The 22,033-nt window shown below is 69.6% G+C and carries 23 protein-coding genes; 12 read left to right on the forward strand and 11 right to left on the reverse strand.

Features of this window, described 5'->3' with window-relative positions:
• The first annotated feature begins 9 nt into the window (after positions 1-9).
• Entirely contained in the window at positions 10-483 is a 474-nt protein-coding gene (locus tag ACYVKA_RS10315) for a CidA/LrgA family protein (protein WP_460705166.1), read from the forward strand.
• On the forward strand, positions 480-1,196 hold the full coding sequence (locus ACYVKA_RS10320) for an LrgB family protein (RefSeq protein WP_460705168.1): 717 nt from the start codon (positions 480-482) through the stop codon (positions 1,194-1,196). Before ACYVKA_RS10315 ends, ACYVKA_RS10320 begins: the two co-directional genes overlap by 4 nt.
• Positions 1,197-1,287: 91 nt before the next feature.
• Here ACYVKA_RS10320 and ACYVKA_RS10325 read toward each other — a convergent pair whose 3' ends face one another.
• On the reverse strand, positions 1,288-2,520 hold the full coding sequence (locus ACYVKA_RS10325) for a pyrophosphate--fructose-6-phosphate 1-phosphotransferase (RefSeq protein WP_460705170.1): 1,233 nt from the start codon (positions 2,518-2,520) through the stop codon (positions 1,288-1,290).
• Between the two features lie 130 nt (positions 2,521-2,650).
• On the opposite strand from ACYVKA_RS10325, the gene ACYVKA_RS10330 reads away from it, so the two are divergent.
• The 3 genes from ACYVKA_RS10330 (at position 2,651) to ACYVKA_RS10340 (ending at position 5,867) form a co-directional block, all read left to right on the forward strand.
• Complete coding sequence (locus ACYVKA_RS10330) at positions 2,651-3,061, forward strand: hypothetical protein (RefSeq protein WP_460705172.1); 411 nt, start codon at positions 2,651-2,653, stop codon at positions 3,059-3,061.
• A 48-nt stretch (positions 3,062-3,109) separates the two neighbouring features.
• The gene (locus ACYVKA_RS10335) at positions 3,110-3,733 is read left to right on the forward strand and encodes an L-threonylcarbamoyladenylate synthase (RefSeq protein WP_460705174.1); all 624 of its coding nucleotides are present in this window, start codon (positions 3,110-3,112) and stop codon (positions 3,731-3,733) included.
• Between the two features lie 79 nt (positions 3,734-3,812).
• Positions 3,813-5,867, forward strand: coding sequence for a M3 family metallopeptidase (locus tag ACYVKA_RS10340; protein WP_460705176.1), 2,055 nt, complete (start codon positions 3,813-3,815; stop codon positions 5,865-5,867).
• Positions 5,868-5,969: 102 nt separating this feature from the next.
• On the opposite strand, the gene ACYVKA_RS10345 is transcribed toward ACYVKA_RS10340, so the two are convergent.
• Positions 5,970-6,635, reverse strand: coding sequence for a cation transporter (locus tag ACYVKA_RS10345; RefSeq protein WP_460705178.1), 666 nt, complete (start codon positions 6,633-6,635; stop codon positions 5,970-5,972).
• A gap of 39 nt (positions 6,636-6,674) precedes the next feature.
• Between ACYVKA_RS10345 and ACYVKA_RS10350 the strand changes: the two genes are divergently transcribed.
• Positions 6,675-7,607, forward strand: a complete 933-nt coding sequence (locus ACYVKA_RS10350; RefSeq protein ID WP_460705181.1) for a GNAT family N-acetyltransferase — start codon at positions 6,675-6,677, stop codon at positions 7,605-7,607.
• On the opposite strand, the gene ACYVKA_RS10355 is transcribed toward ACYVKA_RS10350, so the two are convergent.
• Both ACYVKA_RS10355 and ACYVKA_RS10360 read right to left on the reverse strand, forming a co-directional pair.
• Positions 7,600-8,010 carry a DUF4870 domain-containing protein gene (locus ACYVKA_RS10355; RefSeq protein ID WP_394276093.1) on the reverse strand — a complete coding sequence of 137 codons (411 nt, stop codon included), beginning with the start codon at positions 8,008-8,010 and terminating at the stop codon, positions 7,600-7,602. The two genes, ACYVKA_RS10350 and ACYVKA_RS10355, sit on opposite strands and share 8 nt — an antisense overlap.
• A 103-nt stretch (positions 8,011-8,113) precedes the next feature.
• On the reverse strand, positions 8,114-9,301 hold the full coding sequence (locus ACYVKA_RS10360; protein ID WP_460705183.1) for an MFS transporter: 1,188 nt from the start codon (positions 9,299-9,301) through the stop codon (positions 8,114-8,116).
• Between the two features lie 386 nt (positions 9,302-9,687).
• Here ACYVKA_RS10360 and ACYVKA_RS10365 point away from each other — a divergent pair, with 386 nt between their 5' ends.
• Together ACYVKA_RS10365 and ACYVKA_RS10370 are read left to right on the forward strand one after the other, a co-directional pair.
• Positions 9,688-9,843: a hypothetical protein gene (locus ACYVKA_RS10365; protein WP_460705185.1), complete on the forward strand. Its 156-nt coding sequence runs from the start codon at positions 9,688-9,690 to the stop codon at positions 9,841-9,843.
• The gene (locus tag ACYVKA_RS10370) at positions 9,840-10,109 is read left to right on the forward strand and encodes a hypothetical protein (RefSeq protein WP_460705187.1); all 270 of its coding nucleotides are present in this window, start codon (positions 9,840-9,842) and stop codon (positions 10,107-10,109) included. The genes ACYVKA_RS10365 and ACYVKA_RS10370 overlap by 4 nt, the downstream gene beginning before the upstream one ends.
• Before the next feature lie 24 nt (positions 10,110-10,133).
• On the opposite strand, the gene ACYVKA_RS10375 is transcribed toward ACYVKA_RS10370, so the two are convergent.
• Genes ACYVKA_RS10375 through ACYVKA_RS10390 form a run of 4 tightly spaced genes read right to left on the reverse strand, consistent with a single transcriptional unit; the run spans position 10,134 to position 12,941 of the window.
• Positions 10,134-10,889: a tyrosine-protein phosphatase gene (locus ACYVKA_RS10375; protein ID WP_460705189.1), complete on the reverse strand. Its 756-nt coding sequence runs from the start codon at positions 10,887-10,889 to the stop codon at positions 10,134-10,136.
• Between the two features lie 10 nt (positions 10,890-10,899).
• A complete protein-coding gene (locus ACYVKA_RS10380) occupies positions 10,900-11,805 on the reverse strand; it encodes a DUF4031 domain-containing protein (protein ID WP_394276098.1) in 906 nt (301 codons plus the stop codon).
• A gap of 18 nt (positions 11,806-11,823) precedes the next feature.
• Positions 11,824-12,264 (reverse strand): hypothetical protein, encoded by a 441-nt coding sequence (locus ACYVKA_RS10385; RefSeq protein WP_460705238.1) that lies wholly within the window; start codon positions 12,262-12,264, stop codon positions 11,824-11,826.
• On the reverse strand, positions 12,261-12,941 hold the full coding sequence (locus ACYVKA_RS10390; RefSeq protein ID WP_460705191.1) for a hypothetical protein: 681 nt from the start codon (positions 12,939-12,941) through the stop codon (positions 12,261-12,263). The genes ACYVKA_RS10385 and ACYVKA_RS10390 overlap by 4 nt, the downstream gene beginning before the upstream one ends.
• 59 nt (positions 12,942-13,000) lie before the next feature.
• Here ACYVKA_RS10390 and tpx point away from each other — a divergent pair, with 59 nt between their 5' ends.
• Complete coding sequence (gene tpx, locus ACYVKA_RS10395; RefSeq protein WP_394276981.1) at positions 13,001-13,498, forward strand: thiol peroxidase; 498 nt, start codon at positions 13,001-13,003, stop codon at positions 13,496-13,498.
• Positions 13,499-13,571: 73 nt separating this feature from the next.
• On the opposite strand, the gene ACYVKA_RS10400 is transcribed toward tpx, so the two are convergent.
• On the reverse strand, positions 13,572-15,068 hold the full coding sequence (locus tag ACYVKA_RS10400) for an Hsp70 family protein (RefSeq protein WP_460705193.1): 1,497 nt from the start codon (positions 15,066-15,068) through the stop codon (positions 13,572-13,574).
• Between the two features lie 76 nt (positions 15,069-15,144).
• Here ACYVKA_RS10400 and ACYVKA_RS10405 point away from each other — a divergent pair, with 76 nt between their 5' ends.
• On the forward strand, positions 15,145-17,361 hold the full coding sequence (locus tag ACYVKA_RS10405; RefSeq protein ID WP_460705195.1) for a coiled-coil domain-containing protein: 2,217 nt from the start codon (positions 15,145-15,147) through the stop codon (positions 17,359-17,361).
• Positions 17,362-17,388: 27 nt separating this feature from the next.
• Here ACYVKA_RS10405 and ACYVKA_RS10410 read toward each other — a convergent pair whose 3' ends face one another.
• Positions 17,389-18,120 carry an NAD-dependent protein deacylase gene (locus tag ACYVKA_RS10410; RefSeq protein WP_460705197.1) on the reverse strand — a complete coding sequence of 244 codons (732 nt, stop codon included), beginning with the start codon at positions 18,118-18,120 and terminating at the stop codon, positions 17,389-17,391.
• A gap of 252 nt (positions 18,121-18,372) precedes the next feature.
• Here ACYVKA_RS10410 and ACYVKA_RS10415 point away from each other — a divergent pair, with 252 nt between their 5' ends.
• Positions 18,373-19,590: a TerC family protein gene (locus ACYVKA_RS10415; RefSeq protein WP_460705199.1), complete on the forward strand. Its 1,218-nt coding sequence runs from the start codon at positions 18,373-18,375 to the stop codon at positions 19,588-19,590.
• 117 nt (positions 19,591-19,707) lie between these two features.
• Here the strand turns inward: ACYVKA_RS10415 and ppk2 are convergent, their stop codons facing one another.
• Positions 19,708-20,604, reverse strand: coding sequence for a polyphosphate kinase 2 (gene ppk2, locus ACYVKA_RS10420; RefSeq protein WP_394276523.1), 897 nt, complete (start codon positions 20,602-20,604; stop codon positions 19,708-19,710).
• Positions 20,605-20,808: 204 nt separating this feature from the next.
• Between ppk2 and ACYVKA_RS10425 the strand changes: the two genes are divergently transcribed.
• Positions 20,809-22,029, forward strand: a complete 1,221-nt coding sequence (locus ACYVKA_RS10425; RefSeq protein ID WP_460705201.1) for a globin domain-containing protein — start codon at positions 20,809-20,811, stop codon at positions 22,027-22,029.
• Positions 22,030-22,033: the final 4 nt, after the last annotated feature.

Raw genomic sequence — 22,033 nt, forward strand, 5'->3', positions numbered from 1 at the left:
GGAGAAGTGATGATCGAAGGACTGCTCGCCCTGTTCGCCTTCCAGGCCCTCGGGACCCTGCTGGCCAGCAGCCTGCACCTGGCCGTGCCAGGACCGGTGGTGGGGATGCTCCTGCTGCTGGCACACCTCACCGTGCGACCACCGCACGAGCAGGCCCCGGTGATGCGCGCCGGCAACCGCATCCTGGACGAGCTGCCGCTGCTGTTCATCCCCGCGGGCGTCGGCCTGGTGGGCTGCGTGTCGGTGATCCGGCAGCAATGGCTGCCGATCAGCACCGCGATGGTGCTGGGCTGGGCCGCGGGGCTCCTGGCCACGGTCGGAGCTGCACGACTGGCTCTGGGCACTGCCCTTCCCGGCCGCCAGAACCCGCAAACCGACTGCCTCGCCACGCAGGCACCCGAGCTGGTGGCCGATGGGGAGCGGATGGACGGACTGGAGCCGGAGCCCGTGGCGCCCGGTCCCGACGGGCGGGTGGACGCATGAGCTCGCTGGCCGGGACCTGGCACCAGTTCCTCAGCTCGCCCCTGTTCGGCATCACGCTGACGGTCGCCGCCTACACCGTTGCCCTGCGCCTGTGGCACCGTTCCGGTCGCTCGGCACTGCTCACCCCGGTCCTGGTGGCCATTGCGCTGGTGGTGGCCTTCCTGGAGCTCTCGGGTGTCACCTACCAGGACTACCTGGTGGGCGGCAGCTTCCTCAGCTTCCTGCTGGGTCCGGCGACGGTGGCGTTGGCCGTGCCACTGCACCGGGCCTCGAGCTCCATCCGCCAGCTGGCGCTGCCCGTCCTGGCTGGCGTGGCGTGTGGTTGTCTCGCGGCGATGGCGACCGGCATCGTGGTGGTCCGGGCGCTGCACGGAGGGCTCGCGTTGGAGGCGACGATCGCACCGAAGTCCGCCACCACGCCGATTGCGATCGTGCTGGCCGACTCCAGTGGCGGCATCGCCTCCCTGGCGGCGGTGCTGACGGTGCTCACCGGTGTGCTGGGAGCGGTCTTCGGGCCGATGCTGCTGGGTCTGGTGGGGGTCTCGGACCCGCGGCTGCGGGGGCTGGCACTGGGTGTGTCATCCCACGGCATCGGCACCAGCCGCGCCATCCAGGAGGGGCCGGTCCAGGGTGCCTTCGCGGCGCTCGCGATGGCCATGTCCGGGGTGCTGACCGCCTTGGCGCTGCCGGCGGTGCTGCGCCTGCTGGGGTGATGCGAGCCCGATCACGTGGAGGAGGCCCCCGTCCTGGTGGACGGGGGCCTCCTCCTGGTGGTGCCTGTCAGTCCCAGCGCGGGCCTCGGTCTCAGTGCTCGGGGGCGTGCTGGGCCGGCTTCGGCGCTCCCTGGCCGATGGTCTCCAGCAGCTGGCCGAACCAGGCCTGATCGATGTCGAAGGGCTTGCCGCCCTTGATCCGGTCAAAGGCGATGGAGGTCAGCTCGTCGCCGTTCTCCTCGTCCTGGCCGATGACACCGGGCTTGCCGGACAGGGCGCACTCGACGGCGATGTCGGTGCACTGCTTGATCAGGGCCAGGTCGTCGTCGTTGGCGGCAGCGGCGCGGCTGTAGTAGCCGGACTTCTGCACCATGACCTTCTCTGCCTTGAGCATCTCGGCGAACTTCTTGCCGAACCAGGCGCCGGGGTTGACCTTGTCGAGCTTGACGTGGCCGAAGGGGTCACGGGGGACCTCCTCACCGGCCTTCTCCATCTCGGCGATGATCGACTCCAGGCCAGCGCCCTCGGACAGGAAGATCGTGACATTGCCGACCTCGTCCATGACCTTGGTCAGGCGCTCGGCCTCGGCGGTGATGTCGAGCTCGGCCTCAGGGACGTAGACGGCGTGCACGTCCCAGGCCTCCTTGCTGAGCCCGATCTCGGGGATCCAGGTCTCGACGCTGTCGAGCCACTCGCGGTACTTCTGGGCGGTGGCGGCGGTCAGCCAGCCGCAGTTGCGGCCCATGACCTCGTGGATGATCAGCATGCGCGAGCCCGAGTTGTGCTCGCCGACGATGTTGCGAGCGAAGCCGGCGCCCTGCTCGGCGGCGGTCCAGGCGCCCAGCGACTGCTTGATCGGGATGACGTCGTTGTCGATGGTCTTGGGCAGGCCGACGACGGTGAGCTCGTAGGAGTTCTCGTGCAGGAAGGCAGCAAGGTCGGCAGCGGTGGTGTTGGTGTCGTCGCCGCCGATGGTGTGCAGCACGTCGACGCCGTCGGCGATCAGACGGTCGGCGGCCACCTTCAGGGGGTTGTCGCCCTCGTTGACCAGGCCGCGCTTGACCAGGTCGGCGGCATTGGTGAGCTTCACTCGGGAGTTGCCGATGGGGGAGCCACCGAACTCGTGCAGCACGGCGGCGTTCTCACGCACGGCCGGGGTGACGGTAAAGTAGTCGCCCTTGAGCAGGCCCTGGTAGCCGTGCTTGTAGGCGATGATCTCGACATCAGGGGCCACCTCGGTGTAGCGCTCGATGAGTCCACCGACGGCGGACGACAGGCACGGGGCGAAGCCGCCGGCGGTGAGCAGGGCAACCTTCTTGACCATGGGGTCGGACCTTTCGTTGAAGATGTGTCAGGCCAAGCCTAGCCACTGTGCCCCGCATGGGCAGGGCCTGTGCCGTGATCGTCGCTCTGGCGGTGGCCATAGCCGGTGCCGCGGTGCCACGATCATGGACATGGGTCCAACAATGCCCGGCACGGTGCCCGGCGACGAGCGGGGCGCGAGCCTCAGCGCCCTGATCGCGACGGTGATGTCCGCCATCTTCCTGACCGCCGGCCTGGTCGTCGACGGTTCCGCACAGGTCCAGGCCCACCGGCGGGCTGAGGTCGCCGCCGCCCGCGCCGTGCGCCAGGGCAGCGACGCCACCGCAGCCCGTCGTCTGCTGGGCCAGGACGGCACCGCCGAGGGACTGTCGGCTGCCCGCGCCGTGCTGGCCGACGAGGGCGTCCAGGGCGAGGTGCTGGTCGAGCAGGGCCGGATCACCGCACGCACCCACGCCTCGGCGCCCACCACCTTCCTGTCCCTGTTGGGCATCGACGCACTGCCGGCCACTGGCAGCGCCAGCGCCGAACTGCGCCGGCCCTGACCGGCCAAGGGGCTCCCGCGACGCGTCGATCGGTCCTAGTATTCGTCCATGGCTCGCTACCTCGACGTACACCCCGCCAATCCGCAGCCGCGCTCGCTCGCGCAGGCGGCCAAGATCGTCCGTGACGGGGGGCTGGTGGCCTACCCGACCGACTCCGGTTTCGCCCTGGGCTGTTCGATGGGCAACAAGGACGCCCTGGAGCGCATCAAGCGCCTGCGGCAGCTGGACGACAAGCACCACTTCACCCTGGTCGTCAGCGACTTCGCGCAGCTGGGCCAGTGGGTGGAGATGGACAACTGGGAATTTCGCGCCATCAAGGCCGCCACCCCCGGCCCCTACACGTTCATCCTGCGCGCCACCCGTGACCTGCCGCGCGCGATGCTGCACCCGAAGAAGAAGACTGTCGGCGTGCGGGTGCCGCAGCACACCACCGCCCTGGCGCTGCTGGACGAACTGGGCGAGCCGCTCACCTCCTCCTCGCTGATCCTGCCGGGGGAGCAGGAGCCGATGGTCGATGGGTGGACGATCGCCGACGAGCTGGGCCACGAGGTGGACCTGGTGCTCGACTCCGGCGATGTCGGCCAGGGGTCGACGACGGTGGTCGACTTCACCGGCGACGAGGTGCGCATTGCCCGCGAGGGCAGCGGCGATCCCACGCCCTTCCTCGCCTGAGCACAGTCCTCGTCTGGGCCTCGTCTGGGCTTCGTGTGGGCAGCGTCGGGGCCGGGCCAGAGGCCCTAGGCTGTCGGGCATGCACAATCCTCTTCTCGCGCCGAGCGATCGCCCCTTCGGACTGCCGGACTTCACCCAGCTCACCGTCGAGCACTACCGCGAAGCCGTGCTGCAGGGCATGGACGAACAACGCGAGGAGGTCGAGGCGATCGCCTCCTCGCCCGAGACGCCGACCTTCGAGAACACCCTGGAGGCGCTGGAGCGCAGTGGCCGCACCCTGGGCCGCGCCCTGCGGATCTTCTTCAACAAGGTCTCCTCCGACTCCGACGAGGCCCTGCGCGCCCTCGACGACGAGCTGGCACCCCTGCTGGCCAAGCACCAGGACACGATCACCCTGGACCCCAGGCTCTTCGAGCGAGTCAGTGCTGTGCGCGACCAGCTGGACTCCCGCGACGACCTCGACGAGGAACAGCGCCACCTGGTTGAGGTCATCTGGCGCGGCATGCAGCTGGCCGGGGCCGGCCTGGCCGAGAAGGACAAGGACCGTCTGCGCCAGATCAACCAGCAGCTGTCCTCGGCCACCAGCAGCTACCAGCGCAACCTGCTGGCCGACACCAATGACAGCGCGGTCCACTTCGACGACGCCGCCGAGCTCGACGGCCTCAACGAGGGCCAGCTCAGCGCCTGCCGCCAGGCCGCCACCGACCGCGGCCTGGACGGCTACCTGGTCACCCACATGCTGTGGACCAACCACCCCTTCCTGGCCCAGCTGACCCGACGCGAGTCGCGTGAGCGCATCTACCGCGCCTCGGTGCAGCGCTGCCAGCGCGGCAACGAGCACGACAACCGCCAGCTGGTGCTCGACATCACCGCACTACGCGCCGAGCGGGCCGGCCTGCTGGGCCACCGCAACCACGTCGCCGTCGCGGTCGCCGACCAGACCGCCGGCAGCCCCGAGCGGATCGACGAGATGGTCTATCCGTTGGCCGCGCCCGCGATGCGCAACCTGCGCCAGGAGGCCCAGGTGCTCCAGGAGGCCTTCGACACCCACCAGGACGCCATCGGCGAGCCCCGCGACCAGCTGCAGGCCTGGGACTGGTCCTTCGTCACCGAGATGGTGCGCCGGGAGCGCTTCGAGCTCGACAGCTCCGCACTGCGCCCGTGGTTCAGCTACGAGAAGGTGCTCGTCGACGGCGTCTTCTGGGCCGCCACCCAGCTCTACGGCATCACCTTCGTCGAGCGCCCCGACATCACCACCTATCATCCCGACGCCCGCGCCTTCGAGGTGCGCGACGCGGACGATTCGGTGCTGGGACTGTTCATCCACGACGTGTTCACCCGCGACAGCAAGCGCGGCGGCGCCTGGATGAACAACCTGGTGGACCAGAACACCCTGTTCGGCGAGCTGCCGGTGATCTGCAACAACCTCAACGTGCCCCGGCCGGCCGAGGGCGAGGCGGTGCTGCTGAGCCTCGACGAGGTCACCACGATGTTCCACGAGTTCGGCCATGCGCTGCACGGGCTGTTCAGCACCGCCCGCTACCCGAGCCTGTCGGGCACCTCGGTGCCGCGTGACTTCGTCGAGTTCCCCAGCCAGGTCAACGAGATGTGGATCACCTGGCCCGAGGTGGTGCGCCACTATGCCGTGCACCACGAGACCGGCGAGCCGCTGCCCGAGGAGGTGCTCGAGAGGCTGCGCGCCCAGGGCAGCTTCAACGAGGGTTTCGGCACCAGCGAGTACCTGGCCGCCGCCCTGCTCGACCAGGAGTGGCACCGCATCGCCCCCGGCAGCCGCGTGGAGGACGTGGAGTCCTTCGAGGCCGAGGCCCTGCAGCGCGTTGGCCTGGCCAGCGCGCTGGTGGCGCCCCGCTATCGTAGCACCTATTTCTCGCACACCTTCGCCGGCGGCTACGACGCCCGCTACTACTCCTACATCTTCAGCGAGGTGCTGGACGCCGACACGGTCGAGTGGTTCAAGGAGAACGGCGGACTGACCCGCGTCAATGGCGACCACTTCCGCGCCGAGCTGCTCTCGCGGGGCAACACCCGCGAGCCGCTGGCGAGCTTCCGTGCCTTCCGTGGTCGTGACGCCAGCCTGGAGCCGCTGCTGAAGCGTCGCGGCCTGGACGGCTGATCCGGGCGCTCTGGACACCCCAGGACGCTCCCGAGACAGACGCGCGGCCCCGGCGAATTTCTCGCTGGGGCCGCGCGTCGTCTGGTTCGGGTCGTCGGGGGCTCAGTCGTCGTCGATGTCCTCACCGGCCAGGGCGCGGGCGGCCAGCGACTCGCTCTCGGCCACCTCCCACACCTCCCGGGCGGCAGTGAGGTTGAGCGCGACGATGAACAGGCCGAGCACGATGTCGGGCCAGCCGCTGTGGGTGGCGGCGGTCACGCCGGCCATGGCGATGATGGCGAGGTTGGCGAAGACGTCATTGCGGGCGGCGAGGAAGGCGGCGGTGGTCATGGAGCCGCCGTGGCTGCGCCAGCGGGCCAGCAGCCAGGTGCAGGCGATGTTGACCACCACAGCTCCGCCAGCGGTCAGCACCAGCGAGAGCACCTCGGGCGGGTGGGGGTCGGAGAACTTGGTCACGGCCTGCCAGATCGCGGCCAGTGCCGGCAGCATGATGATGCCGGCCATCACCTTGCCGGCCACGGCCCGGCGGTGCAGGCTCCATCCCAGCGCCAGCGCGATGAGGCTGTTGACGGCGAAGTCCTCGAAGAAGTCCACCGAGTCGGCGAACAGGCTCACCGAGCCGATCGCCAGGGCGACGGCTCCTTCGACGAAGAAGTAGGCCAGGTTGAGCACCGCCACCAGCATCACGGTGCGGCGCAGGCTGCGGCGCAGCCCTTGGTCGGCCAGCAGGTCGTCGTCGGAGCGGGACGGTTCGGGCTGTTCGTTCACCCCGGAAGCCTATCAGCCGTGCCCTCTAGGCTGGCGGGCATGGACATCACCTCCCCGCGACGGGTCTCCCTGCGCCAGGTCGAGCTCGACGGCACCGCCCTTGACCTGGTGGGCGACCTGGTGCTGGCCGACGACGACCGTGTGGTGGTGCTGCCCGCCGGCAGGGGTCCGGTGGAGGTGCCGCGCAGCCAGATCCGAGCGATGCGCTGGGCCCCCGCCCGGGTGGTGCGCCCCACCTCCCGCGTCGACGACCTGGTGCGGCTGGCGGCGCTCGGGCTGCCCGGCGACAGCACGGTGCGGATGGGTGGCTGGTCGCTGCACGTCGGCCAGGGGCGCTTGCGACGGGCCAATTCCTGCCATGCCACCGGCACTGCCGAACGCGAACTGGGCCTGGCCGTCGAGCAGGTCGACGGCTTCTACCAGGAGCGTGGGCTGGTGCCCTGCATCCAGCTGGCGGCCCGTTCCTGGCATGACGATGCCGAGCCGGCCCACGAGCTGGACCAGCTGATGGGGCGACGCGGGTGGGCAGTGCGCCAGTCCTCGCGGCTGTTGGTGGGCTCCTTGGCGGAGCTCGACCTTGCAGGAGCGCAGCCCGATCTCGTCTGGGAGGAGCAGCCGTCCCGGGCCTGGTGCGCCGCGACCGGGGTGCAGGACGAGGCAGGCGCGGCGGAGCTGGCCACTGCGCCGGCCCGCTACGCGACGCTGCGGCTGGGCGGTGAGACGGTCGGTGGGGCCCGCCTGGTGCGCGCCGACGACTGGGCCGAGCTGGGGGAGCTGTTCGTCCTGCCCGAGCACCGGGGCCGCGGACATGGCCGTGCCCTGGCCATCGGGGTGATGGCCAGCGCACGAGAGGTGGGTGCTGCCTACTGCCACGTCACCGTGCCCGACGAGCAGGTGGCGGCGGGGCGCCTGGTGGACCAGCTGGGGCTGGTGCAGCACCACCTGGTGCGCCACCGCGAGCCGGTCAGTTGAGGATGCGGGTCTGGAACAGGTAGTCGTGGTGCTTGCCGCGCAGCGCCTTGAAGCAGGCGTTGAGGTGGGCGAAGAGCTGCACGATCGCGCAGAAGACCAGCAGCGGGATCCCGATCGGTGAGCCGATCAGCGTCAGGGTCAGCACCCATCCGATGATCGTCGCGATGGTCACCCAGATGTTGAAGTTGAAGGCGCCCGCCGCGGCCCGGCGCACGTAGGGGGAGCGGTCCTTGTAGAGCATCCAGATGATGAGCGGGCCGACGAAGCTCAACCAGCCGGCGCTGACCACCATCGCGACAAGGGTCGAGGCGTGGGCCAGTGCCGCGGCGTGACGGTCCTCGTCGGGGATCTGCGCCGACAGCGTGCCATGGGAGTAGGGGTTCTGGTTGGCGTAGTAGCTCATGACCCCATCCTCTCGCGTGCTGCTGCGCCGAAGCACCTTCTTGGGGGAGGGGTCGGGGCCGGGTCAGGGCAGATCCGGGGATCGAGGTCCTCGCTCTCGAAAGCTAGCAAGCAACTGCCCCACTCGTACTTGGGTCGGACACCCGCGCCCAGGCCAGGGCGAAGACCACCATCACCCCCGCGAGCGTCAAGCAAGCGGCGGTGACGCTGTGGCTGGTGACCAACCCGACCAGTGGGTTGATTGCGGCGCCGACCAGGCTTGCGACAGTACTCACCATCGACAGGGCGGTGGCGCGGCTGGTGACGGGCGCTGCCACGGTGGTGAGGGTGTCTGCGACAGGTCCTCGTACGGCCGCCGAGGCGAGGATGACGACGAAACCGGCAATCGTGCCGAACCGGTGCGGGATCGTCATCAGGGCGAATCCCGCAGCACAGCCGAAAGTGCTTGCCGCGACCAGACGCGTCCTCGAGCCCACACGGCTGCAGAGCCATTCCGAGGAGTGGGAGCCCACGGCGGCGCCCGTCTGGGCCAGGGCGAGCAGGACACCGAACCAGCGCACGTCCACCCCTGTCGACTGCCACCGGGGCTGGTTCAGGTAGAAGGCGGCGCCCACGAGGATCCAGGGCTGGAGTGCCGAGAGCCACAACACGGGCGTGGCAAGCACATGCCGGGCCACTGCGCCCAGCGGCTCCGGTGTGGGGGAGTCGTCGCCGTCACGGGTGCGGGGTGCTGCCGGCAGGGCCAGCACGACGGCCGCCCCCGCCGTCTCGGCAACGGCCGCCGCGGCTGCGGGCCAGCCGATGCCACGGGTTGCGAGCAGAGCGCCGATGATGCCGGCGAGTGCTCCCGAGACCGCCGACAGCGCCCCGTAATGACCCAGCACCCCGGTCAGACGGTTACCCGCCTCACGGTCGAGGACGGCGGCCAGGTAGCTGCGGTCCGCACCGGAGACGAGCGCAATGCCGAGGCCGGAGAGCACGTGGGTGGCGACGAACTGGCCGAAGCCATGGCTGGTCGCAAAACCGATGGCAGCCACGGCTCCCACCAGGTAGCCGGCCACCAGTACGGCGCGGTCACTGGTCAGGTCGGCCAGCCGTCCGGTGGGCAGGTCACAGACCATGATGCTCACCACCAGCACCGTCTCCAGGGTGAAGACCTGGGTCCAGGTGAGGTCGCGGGCGAGCAGGTACAGGGTGGAGACGGGCACCGCGAAGGAGGCCGAGGTGAGCGCCGTGGCGATGGCGACCACCGTCAGGGCACGGTGGTGCCAGACGAAGTGGATGGTGTTCACGAGAAGTCCTGGGGTCGAGGGTTCCTGGTCAAGGGGACCGTCGAGCCTGCGGGCTGTGCCGTCGTCAGTACTCGACGGCCGGATCGGACATGCAGATCAGGCTTCCGGCCCTGTCGCATCGACGGGCCGGAGCTGGTCGGATCCGGCTGGCCACCTCACCCGAAGGTGACGTGACCAGCCCAGTTACCTCGTGGACTCACGTCTCCAGCCAACCACATGCGGCTGGAACGGTGCTCGACGACACTGGGCACGTCGTTGACCGACCGGGCATGTGATGCAGCGCGTGCCCTGTGGGCTGTGGGCATGCCCAGGCAACGGGCCACGGGGGGACGGCAACCGGGCCCGTCGCGCTCCCGGGCCGACCGGCCACGACTAGGATCGGGACCATGCCGGCCAACCTCCTCGTCACGGGCGCCACCATGGTGCTGCTCAGCCTGCCCCTGCTGGTCCTGCTGGCCAGGGGAGTGACCAAGGAGCGGCAACGCCGGGCCGAGCTGCGCCAACAGCTGTTGGCTGCCCCCACCGCACCTGGCATCCGGTGACCGGCCCGATCGACGACTTCATCGCCAGCTGCACCCCCACTGACCGGCAGGTACTAGGGGCGATGGTGGACCTCGCCCATGACGTCGTGCCCGGTCTGGTGCAGACCACCAGCTACCGGCTGCCGGCGCTGAGCCTCGGGCCCACCAGCAGGCAGGTCGTGTGCGGCTTCGCGGTGGGCAGGCGCTTCCTGTCCTGGTACCCGTCCAGCTCGGCCACCATCACCACGCTGGCCCACGAACTGTCCGGCGTCGAGACCAGCGGCTGAGCCAGGGCCGAGGTCAAAGCCGTGTCACAGCTTGGCGCGCAGTGCCTCCAGCGTCTGCTCGTCCAGCCCGATGCCGTCGCGCAGGTAGCCGTCGAGGTCACCCCAGCGCTGCTCCACCTCGTCGAGGCCCGCCTCCAGGAAGGTGAGGTCCACCAGGTTCATCGGCCGGTTGCAGGCTGCCCGGGCCCGCCCGCCACGCAGCAGGTCCATCCGCCACCGCAGCCTCATCATGTGGCCCACCGCCGGCTGGCTGGCCATGTAGTCCTCGCGGATCTGCTCGGGCGAGTCCCCGTGGATGTGCTGCAGCAGCAGCGCCACCCACCCGGTGCGGTCCTTGCCGTCGGTGCAGTGGAAGAGCACCGCCCGCGGCTCCTCGGCCACCATCCGCAGCACCTGGCCGATCCGCTCGCGCTGCCCGGCATCGGTGACCATGCGCCGGTAGCGGTCACACATGGCCTTCATGGTGTCGTCCTCGGTGCGCCGTGTTCCCGTCACAGCGTCGCCGGTGCCGTGCACGTCCACCAGCACGTGCCGCACCCCCGGCAGTGCAGGATCGGGAAAGTTGGCCGCCACCTTCTCGGTGCGAAGGTCCACCACCAGCCCCAGGCCCAGCTCGGCCAGGCGGCCACGATCCGCGGACGTGGCACCCCACAACAGCGAGGAGCGGTAGACCCCGCGGCCGGGACTGCTCGTGGAGGTGACCGGCCGCAGGTTGTAGACGCCGAAGGGGACATGGACGCGGTGGGTGACCAGACGCACCGCCGACAGGACAGAAGGCATGCCCCGCACTCTAGAGCTCCTCCAGGGGCGAGTGCAGGTGCGCCAGTTCGTCGGCAACGTTCGACGCGGCCCGCTCCTGCCACCACATGCGCCCCGGCGCGGTGGCGAACAGCTCCTGTTCCAGGAAGGCGCGCAGCACCTGGCCCCGGCCCGAGCGCCACTGCTGGTCGTCGAAGCGGCCGTACTCCCGCCGCAGGTCACGCACCGAAACGTGGTAGCGGCCCGGGGCACTGCCCAGGATCGCCATGTCGGCATCACTCAACACCGCCCCGGCCACATCTCCAGGATCAGGCCGGTGGTCGATTGTCAGCAGCACCAGCCGCTGAACCTCGGCCACCTCACGCGATGGCAGGCCAGCCCTGCCCAGCAGCGCCCCGCCCCGCTCGGCGGACAGCTCCTCGTCCTGCCCCGGACCGATGCCGTGCACCAGGTCGTGCACCAGCGTCGCCAAGACCTCAGCCCGCGAGAGCCGATGATCCACGGCGGCCGCCAACGACTGCTGGTGCGTCAGCATCTCCACGAGGTGCCGCACGTCGTGGTAGACCCTGCCGGGAGCGCCATATGCCTTCACCACCTCGTGGGCCACGAATCCCTGCCCAGGAAGGTGCGCGTCGACCACGCGCCGCAGCAGGTCTCGACTGCGGCCCCGCCGCGGAGCATGGTCGGCATGCCCGGTGCGGGTACCGCCCGCCCGCATCCGACGCACCAGCTCGCGGCTGTCCACCAGCACGGCACCCGCCGCCAGTGCCGCCGGCACCCGGTCGGCGCGCAGGTCGTAGTGGTCGTGGTCGAAGGCCCTCACGTCCAGACCCGCCCGCCGGGCGCCATCGTGCAACTCCCACAGCGACTCGTCGCTGACCAGGTGCCCATACATGGTCCCGTGCGCCGGCCAGCGCGGCTCGTCCAGCAGCAACACTCAGACCAGCCCCCGCACTCAGACCAACCCCTGCACCAGACGCACCAGCCACGTGCCCACGCCCGCCGCACCGCAGGCCACCAGCACGCTCACGAAGGTCCCGATGATGAACCGCTCCGCCGCGCCCGCCGTCGTCGCCTTCAACTCGGGATAGCGTGCCAATCCCTTGAGCGCCAGACAGATCGCGATCGCCTCCGGATAGCGCGCCACAAGACCAGAGAAGATCGCCAGCCGCTCAAGACGCCCGATCCACGCCCCGCCCGGCAACTGCTGCGCAGCAGCCACCACCCCATCCTGGCCCTGGTCCCCGGCCGACCGGCCAGCGCCGACGGCCCGATGCGCAGAACGATCCACCCGGCGGAAGACGGCCTGCACCACCGGCCCACCCAGCAGCACCGCCAGTGCACCGGGAACCACCACCGCGACCACCTGCAGCAGTGCAGCCTCCCACCCGCTCATCGCGCGCACCCGGTGTCGTCTGCGCGCAGGGCAGCGGAGGCTTCCTGCTGGGCCTGCAGCAGCAGGGCGGCGCACAGCTCACGGCCCCGCACCGACTGTTCCCACGCAGCCCGGCGATGGCGCTGGCTCACCGCCGAAGGGCTGATCCCCAGTCGTCGCGCCGCCTCGCCCACGCCCAGTCCCTCCTCGAGCAGGTCCACGATCTGCCACCCCTCACTGCTTCGTCGAGACAGCACCTCCTGCCACAACCACAGGGCCGCCTCCGCACGCCTGATGCTGTCACCATAGGCATCGCCACTGACAGTCTCGTCGCCGACCAGCCGAAGCCCGGTGGGGGAGCGGTGCGCGAGCTCGACCGCCTGCCGTGCCGCCAGATAGGCGCCACCTCGTGCCTCACGGGTCGACTCGGGCAGGGGGCGCTCCACCTGCCCCAGCCCCAGCCCGATCCACCAACGGCCATCACGTACCAGCACCTCCACGACGCGCACCAGCTGGGCGGAGGAGTCCACCAGCAGCTGCACCTCGTCACCCGCAGTTCGCTCCGCAGGAAGTACCCACGGGGTGGGTGAGAGGGCCCGCAACTGGTCCAACACCGGGTCGACGGCGTCACTGTGGTGACGCGAATCCCGCTGGTCGGCCGTCACCACGAACCATGCCGTGAAGTCACGATCCTTCATGTGCTACATCGTAGGCCAAAGCCTTCATCTCTCGGACCAGCCTGTGCTAGACAGGAGCCATGGCTACCACTGCATTCAAGGGCACCCCCGTCCAGACCTCCGGCGAGCTGCCGGCCCAGGGCAGCACCGCCCCCAGCTTCGAGCTGGTCGGCGCCGACCTGTCCGCCGTCACTTCCCAGGACCTCGCAGGACGCCGCGTCGTCCTCAACATCTTCCCCAGCGTCGACACCGGCGTCTGCGCCACCAGCGTGCGCAAGTTCAACGAACTGGCCGGCGGCCTCGACAACACCACCGTCGTGAACGTCAGCAAGGACCTCCCCTTCGCCCAGGCCCGCTTCTGCGGCGCCGAGGGCATCGAGAACGTCACGGTCGGCTCCGACTTCCGCGGCAGCTTCGGCACCGACTACGGCGTCCTGCAGACCGAGGGCCCCCTCCAGGGCCTGCTCGCCCGCGCCGTCGTCGTCCTCGACGAGCAGGGCAAGGTCCTGCACAGCCAGCTCGTCGACGAGATCACCACCGAGCCCGACTACGACGCCGCCGTCGCCGCCCTCAACTGACCGACCCCCCACGGCACATGCGTGGCCCGCACCCCCACTGGGGTGCGGGCCACGCATCATGTCCGGCCGGTCATCAGCCCCACTGGGCCTCCAGGGTAAAACCCGTCCCCAGGTCGGTGACTGTCACCGAGACCGCGCCACTACCGTCGACGCGGTAGACCTCCTCCACCCACACGTCCTCCCCGTCCGGCAGCGGCCCCACCCGATGCCCCGACAGGTCACGCCCGTCCTGCAGCCGACGATCGAAGGGGAAACGCAGCTCACCCACGGGCGCCAGCGCGCCCGCGGGCGAACCGTCCTGCGCCACGTCCGCACACTCCACGAAACGCAGCACGCCCAGGTCGTGCACCGCCCGGTAACGTCGCGTCACCGCCGCCCCATCGAACTCCACCTCCTGCTGCGGCGACAGCACCTGGTCCAGCACCACCCGCGCTCCCGACTCCTGCTCACGGAAGACGCCGAAGCTGCGCGACAGTCGCTCGGTCAGGCTGTAGCCCGACTCCGGATCGGCGGCGATCGCCAGGCCGATCGCAGTCGAGGCACCCGGCTGCTGGGCGCGGTGCACGCGGCGGCCGAAACGTTCCCGCAGGCGACGAGGGACACTCGGCAGTGACGAACCGCCTCCCACCAGATGAATGCCCGCGACCTGCTCCTCTGTCTCGGGGCCGAGCGAATCGACCAGCGAGCTCATCGTCTCCAGGCTCTGCTCCACCAGCGGATCACACGCCCGATAGAAGTCCTCCGCCGGCACAACCACGAGCTCCCCGTCCAGCTCGACCGGGATGCGTCGCGTCTGGGCGGTCAGCGACTCCTTGGCCTGCTGGCACTGCTCCACCAGCGCATCCAGGGCCGTCACCGGCAGCGAGGCCTCGTCCACCCCTGCCTTGGCCAGGACCAGATCGGCCAGCACCAGGTCGAAGTCGTCGCCACCGAGCCGGTTCACCCCGGCCGAACCCAACACCTCGTGACGGGTCCCGTCGGCCTGCACCAGCGAGGCGTCGAAGGTGCCGCCACCCAGGTCGTAGACGAGCACCCGGTTGCGGCGCGAGGTCACGGTGCGTGCGTGACGGTGGGTGTACTCGAAACCGGCCGCGGACGGCTCGTTGAGCATGGAGGAAACCGCGAAACCTGCCCTGTCGAAGGCCTCCAGGGTGAACAGTCGCTGCGCGGTGAAGGCATGGGCAGGCACCGCGACCGCCACGCGCCCCAAGGCCTCGCCACGGGCACAGGTGGAGCCCGTCACCAGCGCCTCGCTCAGGGCCGCCAGATAGCCACTGACCAGGTCGAGCAGCACCAGCTCCCGACCGGCCACGCTCATGGTGCTGTCGAGGGTGAGGTCGGCAGAGGCCAGGTGACGCTTGACCGAGCGCACCAGCGTGGCGCCCTCCTCGGCAGCCCGGCGCGCCTCGAAGCCGAAGCTCGTCCGACCCTCGGGGTCCACGGCCACCAGGCTGGGGAAGTAGTCGTGCAGGTCGCCGTCGAGGTCCTCAAAGCCGACGACCGGGTAGTTGCCCCGATCGGACTGGGCGACAACGGTGCGGGTGGTCCCGAAATCAATGCCAAGGTGCATGGCACCAGCCAACCACGGACGGCACCCACGCGCCTGCACGGTTCAGCCATCGCCCAGTCCTGCCACAATGGACCCCATGGCAGACAACCAACCCCGCGATGACCATGCCAAGCAGCTCAAGAAGACGGTCTCCAGCGTCAAGCAGCTGCGTGGCTGGATGGCGAGCGACCCCACCCGCACCGAGGAGTTCGTCGACGCCCTGAATGCCGCGACCGGGCTGCGCCTGCTCTCCCGGGCGTGGGCCGAGGCCGCACCCGAGGCGACCGAGGCCGTGACGGCCGCCGACCGCCTGGTCTCCTCGCGAGGACCGGTCGGTCCCTACACACCAATGGTCGATGCGGCCCGCTACGTGACCGCACTCACCCACGTCGCCACCATCCAGCGGGGCATGCACCTGGACGAGGCCTCCGGCCGCACCATGCAGGCCGCCCTGTCCTGGAAGGACCAGCTGACGCGCCCCGGACTCGCCGAACAGCTCGATGCGCGCACCACCACCTGGGTGCTGCTGGCCATGGCCCAGCACGCCCTCGCCACCGGAGACCTGGCTGCAGCCAATGCCTGGGCCGACGCCGCGCTGCGCACCGCCCGCGAGGGCCAGCTGGACGGCGACCAGCTGGTGGTCCTGCTGGACGCCCTGCGCACCAGCGCCGACGCCCGATGGGCCGTCAACCTGCCGGAGCAGTCCCTGGCCCTGCTCGACGAGGCCCTCGACCGCTGGCGCGCCTGGACACGCGACGACCTGGCCCAGCTTCCCCGCATGGCCAGGCCCCACCTCGAGCGGCTGGTGGCACCCGCCTTCGCCCTGATGCGTGACCGCGCGGACCGCCTCGAGGAGATGGGCCGCATCGACGAGTCACTGGAGGCCCGCGAGGAGCTGTCGACCCTGCTGCACCGCAGCGCCGCCCGCCGCGGCGAGAATGGCCGTATCGACCTGGCCCTGGCCCGCAGCGACCAGGCCTGGTCGCTTGCCGACACGGAGCAGGAGGGCGAGGCCCTGCGCGCTGCCGAGGACGCCCAGCAGGCGCTCAATGCCCTGCTCAAGGCGGAGAAGCCCGTCGGCCAGCACTTGCCGACCCAGCTCTTCGTCGCCCCGTCCAAGGCCCATGCCGAGCTCGCTGCTGGACGTTCGGCCGCGGCGCGCAAGACCATCGACGGTGTCTTCTCCCGCCTGCAGGCCCACCCGTCGATCGCCGTGAACGCGGCCGCGCGGGCGGTCGCCCTGATGGTGCGAGCCGAGGTCTCCCAGGCCGAGGGGGCGGACGCCAGCGCCGACCTGCATGCCGCCAGGGCCGTCCTGTCCGAACTGCGCAGCTCCGAACGCGACCAGCAGCTCTACGGTCACCATGACCCCATGACGGCACTGCGTGCCCTGGCCCGTGGGGCGCAGCTGGAGGGAGGGGAGGGCACACCGCACTGGGAGGTCCCCGATCCGGTCCAGACGCTCACCCCCCGCACTGCCCCGGGCAATCACGTCGAGGACGATGCGGAGGCGATGCGACGTATCGACCAGGTGCGAGAGCAGGCCGCCCGAGAGCGCGCCGCCGAGGAGGAGCGCCAGGCAGCAGAACGTGCCGAGCAGGAGCGCCTGCAGCAGGAGGCCCGTCACCGCTTCGAGCAGGAGCAGGCCGAGCGCGACCGTCTCGCCCGCGAGCGCGACGAGGCAGAGGCCGAGCGGGAGCGCCAGGCACAGGAGGAGGCCCGGGCCCTGGCGGAGCAGCGCGCCGCAGAGCAGGAACGCGCCGAGCAGGAACAGGCGCTGGCCGAGGCCACAACCCCGGAGCAGGCGACAGCGCCTGCAGTGGAGGTCTCCGGCCAGGCAGAGCAGGCCGCGGCAGAGCGCGCCCGACTCGAAGCAGAACACGCCCAGGCCCGAGCGGCCCAGGAGACGGCAGCTCGCGCCGAGCAGGAGCGACTGTCAGCCGAGCAGGAGCGAGCCGCCCGCGGAGAGGCCCGGCGACGTGCCGAGGAGCAGGAACGAGAGGCCCAGGAACGAGCTGAGGCCGCACGCCTGGAGGAGCTGCGGCGCGCCGAGGCCGAGGCAGCCCGTATCGACCCGCTGGACCCGCTGCGCGAACGGGTGCAGGCAGCCGAGCACTCCACCGACAAGAAGTCGCTGGAGGTGGCACTCGAGGCCCTCGTCGCAGCCCTGGAGCCGGCGGCGGAGCAGAACCCCGGCGCGCATGGGGCAGAACTGGTCCAGAGCCTGGAACGGTTGTCCAGCGTGCAGGGCTGGTGGGGTGGCCGCGCCGCCGGCAAACGCGCCAAGCAGCTCGCCAAGCAGTGGGGACTCTGAGCCGCTGAAGAGGCGGTGACGGGCCGCTCAGTCCAGCAGCTCGTCCACCGCCTGCCCCAGGACCTCCCCCAGGGAGTCGTGCACCACCAGATCTGCGCGGTGGTCCCAGCCTGTGGCCTCCCGGTTTACCAGCACCAGGTGGGAGCCCTGGAAGTGGTCCACCAGGCCTGCCGCCGGGTAGACGTTCAACGACGTCCCTCCCACCACCAGCACGTCACAGCTCGAAACCGCCTCGACGGCCCCCTGCACCACCTCGGGGTCCAGTGCCTCGCCGTACAGCACGACATCGGGGCGCACCATCGCCCCGCAATCCAGGCAGGTCGGCACCCCGATGGTGGCCAGCATGAAGTCCATGCCATGCCCACGACCGCACCCGACGCAGACATTGCGGTGGGCGCTGCCATGCAGCTCCAGAACCGCGCGGCTCCCGGCGGCCTGGTGCAGCCCGTCGATGTTCTGGGTCACCACGCAGCGCAGCCGTCCCGCCTGCTCCAGCCGGGCCAGCGCCAGGTGAGCTCGGTTCGGCCTGGCCTGCGGGTGCAGCAGGCTGGTGCGGTGGAAGTCGAAGAAGGCCTGCGGATCCTGCTCCAGGCAGTCGTGGCTGAGCAGGTACTCGGGCGGGGGAGAGCCTGGCCTCGCGTGGGCGTAGAGCCCGGCCGAGGAGCGAAAGTCGGGGATCCCGCTCTCGGTGGAGATCCCGGCACCGCCGAAGAAGACGATGTCGCTGCTGTGGGACAGGATGCGCGCCAGCTCCGACATGGCCCCATCGTGCCATGCGGCACCGGCGCTCGGGTTGGCGCCTCCCACAAAGCGTGATTTTCCTCACAGCGATGCATTCGGTAGCCTTCACTCCAGTGTCGACTGCCGGGCTCGGCTCCCGTCCGCACACTCGTCCAGTACCACTCCGTCGAGGCGAACGACCGCATGGTCCCGTCTTGGTGATCGACCAGGCATCCCGACCAGTCGGCTGCACACGCCGCCGACCCCTCACCAACCCGTACTGGAGAGCACGTGCCCGTTTCGTCCCTCGTGTGGGGCGCGACGATCATTGCGATCGCCGCCCTGTTGCTGTTCGACTTCTTCTTCCACGTCCGCCAGGCCCACATCCCGTCCCTGCGCGAAGCCGCCACCTGGTCCGCTGTCTACGTGGGCATCGCGGTCGCCTTCGGCGTGGGCGTCTGGATCCTCGGCGGAAACCAGATGGGCACCGAGTACTTCGCGGGCTACATCACCGAGAAGGCACTCAGCGTCGACAACCTGTTCGTCTTCCTGATCATCATGGCGAGCTTCCGTGTGCCACGCGCCGACCAGCAGAAGGTCCTGCTCTTCGGCATCGTCTTCGCACTCATCGCCCGCACCGGCTTCATCCTGGTGGGGGCTGCCGCCATCAACCGCTGGTCCTGGGTCTTCTACCTGTTCGGCCTGATCCTGCTCGTCACGGCCGGCAACATGCTCAAGCCCGAGGACACCGGCGACGGCCATGGCGCCGACAACATCATGGTGCGCATCGCCCGAAAGCTGTTCAAGACATCGGAGCACTACGACGGGGACAAGCTGTTCACGGTCGTCGACGGCAAGCGCATGATGACGCCCATGCTGCTGGTGATGGCCGCCATCGGTGGAACCGACATCCTGTTCGCCTTGGACTCCATCCCCGCCATCTTCGGCCTCACGCAGAACACCTTCATCGTGTTCACCGCCACCGCCTTCAGCCTGCTGGGGCTGCGTCAGCTCTTCTTCCTCATCGACGGCCTGCTGGACCGCCTGATCTACCTGTCCTACGGACTCGCCGCGATCCTCGCCTTCATCGGCGTGAAGCTGGTGCTGCACGCACTGCACGAGAACACGCTGTGGTTCATCAACGGGGGCCAGCACGTCAACCTGGTCGAGATCAGCACCGGCTTCAGCCTGACCGTGATCCTCGGGGTGCTGCTGTTCACGGTGCTCGCCTCCCTGGTCTCGCCCAAGGGCAAGGCACACACCGTGGTGAACAATGCCCGGCTGCACGCACAGCAGTACGTCGACCTCGACTGGGAGAGCGACCAGGCCGAGCGCGAGCGCATCTACGCCAAGCTCACCAAGGAGAAGGCCGCCATCGAGCTGCTCCCTGCCAAGTACCGCGACGAGATCCGCGACCAGCGCGACCTGCACGAACTCTTCGGTCGCGCAGACTCGCTGCACGCGCAGCGTCGTGACCGCGGACAGGGGAGCGAGGCCGCCTTCCTCTGACCGATCGCACCACTCCAGCGGAGCTGGACTCACCACGAGCGGGGCAGCGCGCCATGGGCGCGCTGCCCCGCTCGTGACATGGCCGGCCCGTCAGTGCGAGCCAGCGCGAGGTCAGGTTCAGCCAATCGTCTCGCGTCCTCGGGTGACGATCAGCGGGTCGGGCTCGTGCACCACCGAGGTGTCCTTGCCGTCATAGTCGAACTGGTTGAGGAAGAAGCGCATCGCATTGATGCGGGCGCGCTTCTTGTCATTGCTCTTGATGCTCCACCAGGGGGCGTAGTCGGTGTCGGTCGCTGCGAACATGGCGTCCTTGGCAGCCCCGTAGTCATCCCACTTGTCGAGGCTCTCGATGTCCATGGGGGAGAGCTTCCACTGGCGCACCGGGTCGAGCTGGCGGATCGCGAAGCGGGTGCGCTGTTCGTGCTGGGTCACCGAGAACCAGAACTTGGTCAGCGAGATGCCGGCATTGGTGATCATCTTCTCCAGCAGGGGAGCCTGCACCAGGAACTGCTGGTACTCCTCCTCCTCGCAGAAGCCCATCACCCGCTCGACGCCGGCCCGGTTGTACCAGGAGCGGTCGAACAACACGATCTCACCGGCGGTGGGGAAGTGGTTGATGTAGCGCTGGAAGTACCACTGGTGAAGCTCGCGGTTGCTCGGCTTGGTCAGCGCCACGGTGTGCAGGTACCGCGGGTTGAGGTGCTCCTCGAAGCGCTTGATCGTGCCACCCTTGCCTGCGGCGTCGCGGCCCTCGAAGAGCACGATGTGCTTGAGGTCATTGTCCTGGGTCCAGTACTGGAACTTGAGCAGTTCCACCTGCAACGCGTACTTCTCCTCCTCGTACTCGTCGCGGCCCATCCGCTCCTCGTAGGGATAGTCCTCGCGCCAGGTCTCGACGGCCGAGCCCCCGGGATCGATGAGGTCGGGATCGCTGCCGGCAATGTCGGGCAGCACCGTGTAGCCCTCTGCCCGAAGACGGTCGATGTACTGGCGGTAGTGACTGGTGTTCGGCATGTCCTCTTCCCGATGGCATCCGGGCGCAGGCGCGCCTGGATCGATCCTAGGCAGGGCTGGCTGCTGCCGCAGCGGCTGGCGGACCTTGGGCCAAGAATTTGCTGAGTCGTCGCCTGCCCCCCATCCGGGCACGCCACCGCCGAAAAACATGGCAGTTTCCTTGTCAATGATAATCTCGAGACCAGTCAACCCGAGGAGCGACAGATGAGCGAGTTCACCACCCATGAGATCTCCGCCGAGCACGCCGAGACGGTGCGCCAGACGCTGCCGCTGGTCGGTTCGAAGATCGACGAGATCGCACCCAACTTCTACCGTCGCATGTTCGCCGCCGAGCCCGAGCTGCTGCGCCACACCTTCAACCGTGGCAATCAGGCCCAGGGCGCCCAGCAGCGAGCCCTGGCCGCCTCCGTCGCCACCTATGCCACCCTGCTGGTGGATGACCAGGCTCCCTCGCCCGACTCCCTGCTCAGCCGCATCGGCCACAAGCACGTCAGCCTGGGAATCACCGAGGACCAGTACCAGATCGTCCACGACCACCTGATGGCTGCCATCGTCGAGGTGCTCGGTGCCGATGTCGTCACTGCCCCGGTCGCCGAGGCCTGGGACGCCGTCTACTGGAGCATGGCCAAGACCTTGGTCGCCTTCGAGAGCACGCAGTACCACGAGCTCGGCGTCGAGCCCGGAGATGTCTTCTTCACCGCCAGGGTCAGCGAGCGCATCGACCGCAATGACAGGATCGCCACCTTCACCATCGTCGCCCGCGACGGCGAGAAGCCGTTGCCGGCGTTCAAGCCTGGCCAGTACACCTCGGTGCGTCGCACCATGGCCGACGGCGCCGGGCAGCTGCGCCAGTACAGTCTGTGCAATGCCCCCGGCTCCCATGCCTGGCAGATCACGGTCAAGAAGATCGATGAGGCGGGCAGCCCGGTCGGCGAGGTCTCGGCCTCGATCATCGATGGGCTGAAGGCCGGCGACGAGCTGGAGCTCAGCCTGCCCGCCGGCGACCTGGTCCTCGACACCACCGCCGACAACCCGGTGGTGCTCATCAGCGCCGGCATCGGCGCCACCCCGATGCTCGGCATGGCCAACTACCTGTCCCAGAGCGGCAGCCAGCGCACCGTGCGGGTGCTGCACGCCGACACCGACGCCGAGGACGCGCCGCTGGTCGACGAACTGCGCGCAGCCGTCGAGGAAATGCCCAACGGCTCGATGCAGCTGTGGTTCTCCCATCACGCCACCGAGCCCGCCCTGGCCGGCCACATGGACCTGGCAGACCAGGACCTGCCCGAGGGCGCCAGCTACTACCTGTGTGGCTCCAACTCCTTCCTGCAGGCGGTCCGCGGCCAGCTGGCCGAGCGGGGCGTCGACGAGGAGTCGATCCACTTCGAGCTGTTCAGCCCCAACGACTGGCTGCTGCCCGGCTGAGGCC

Source organism: Luteococcus sediminum, assembly GCF_054783495.1.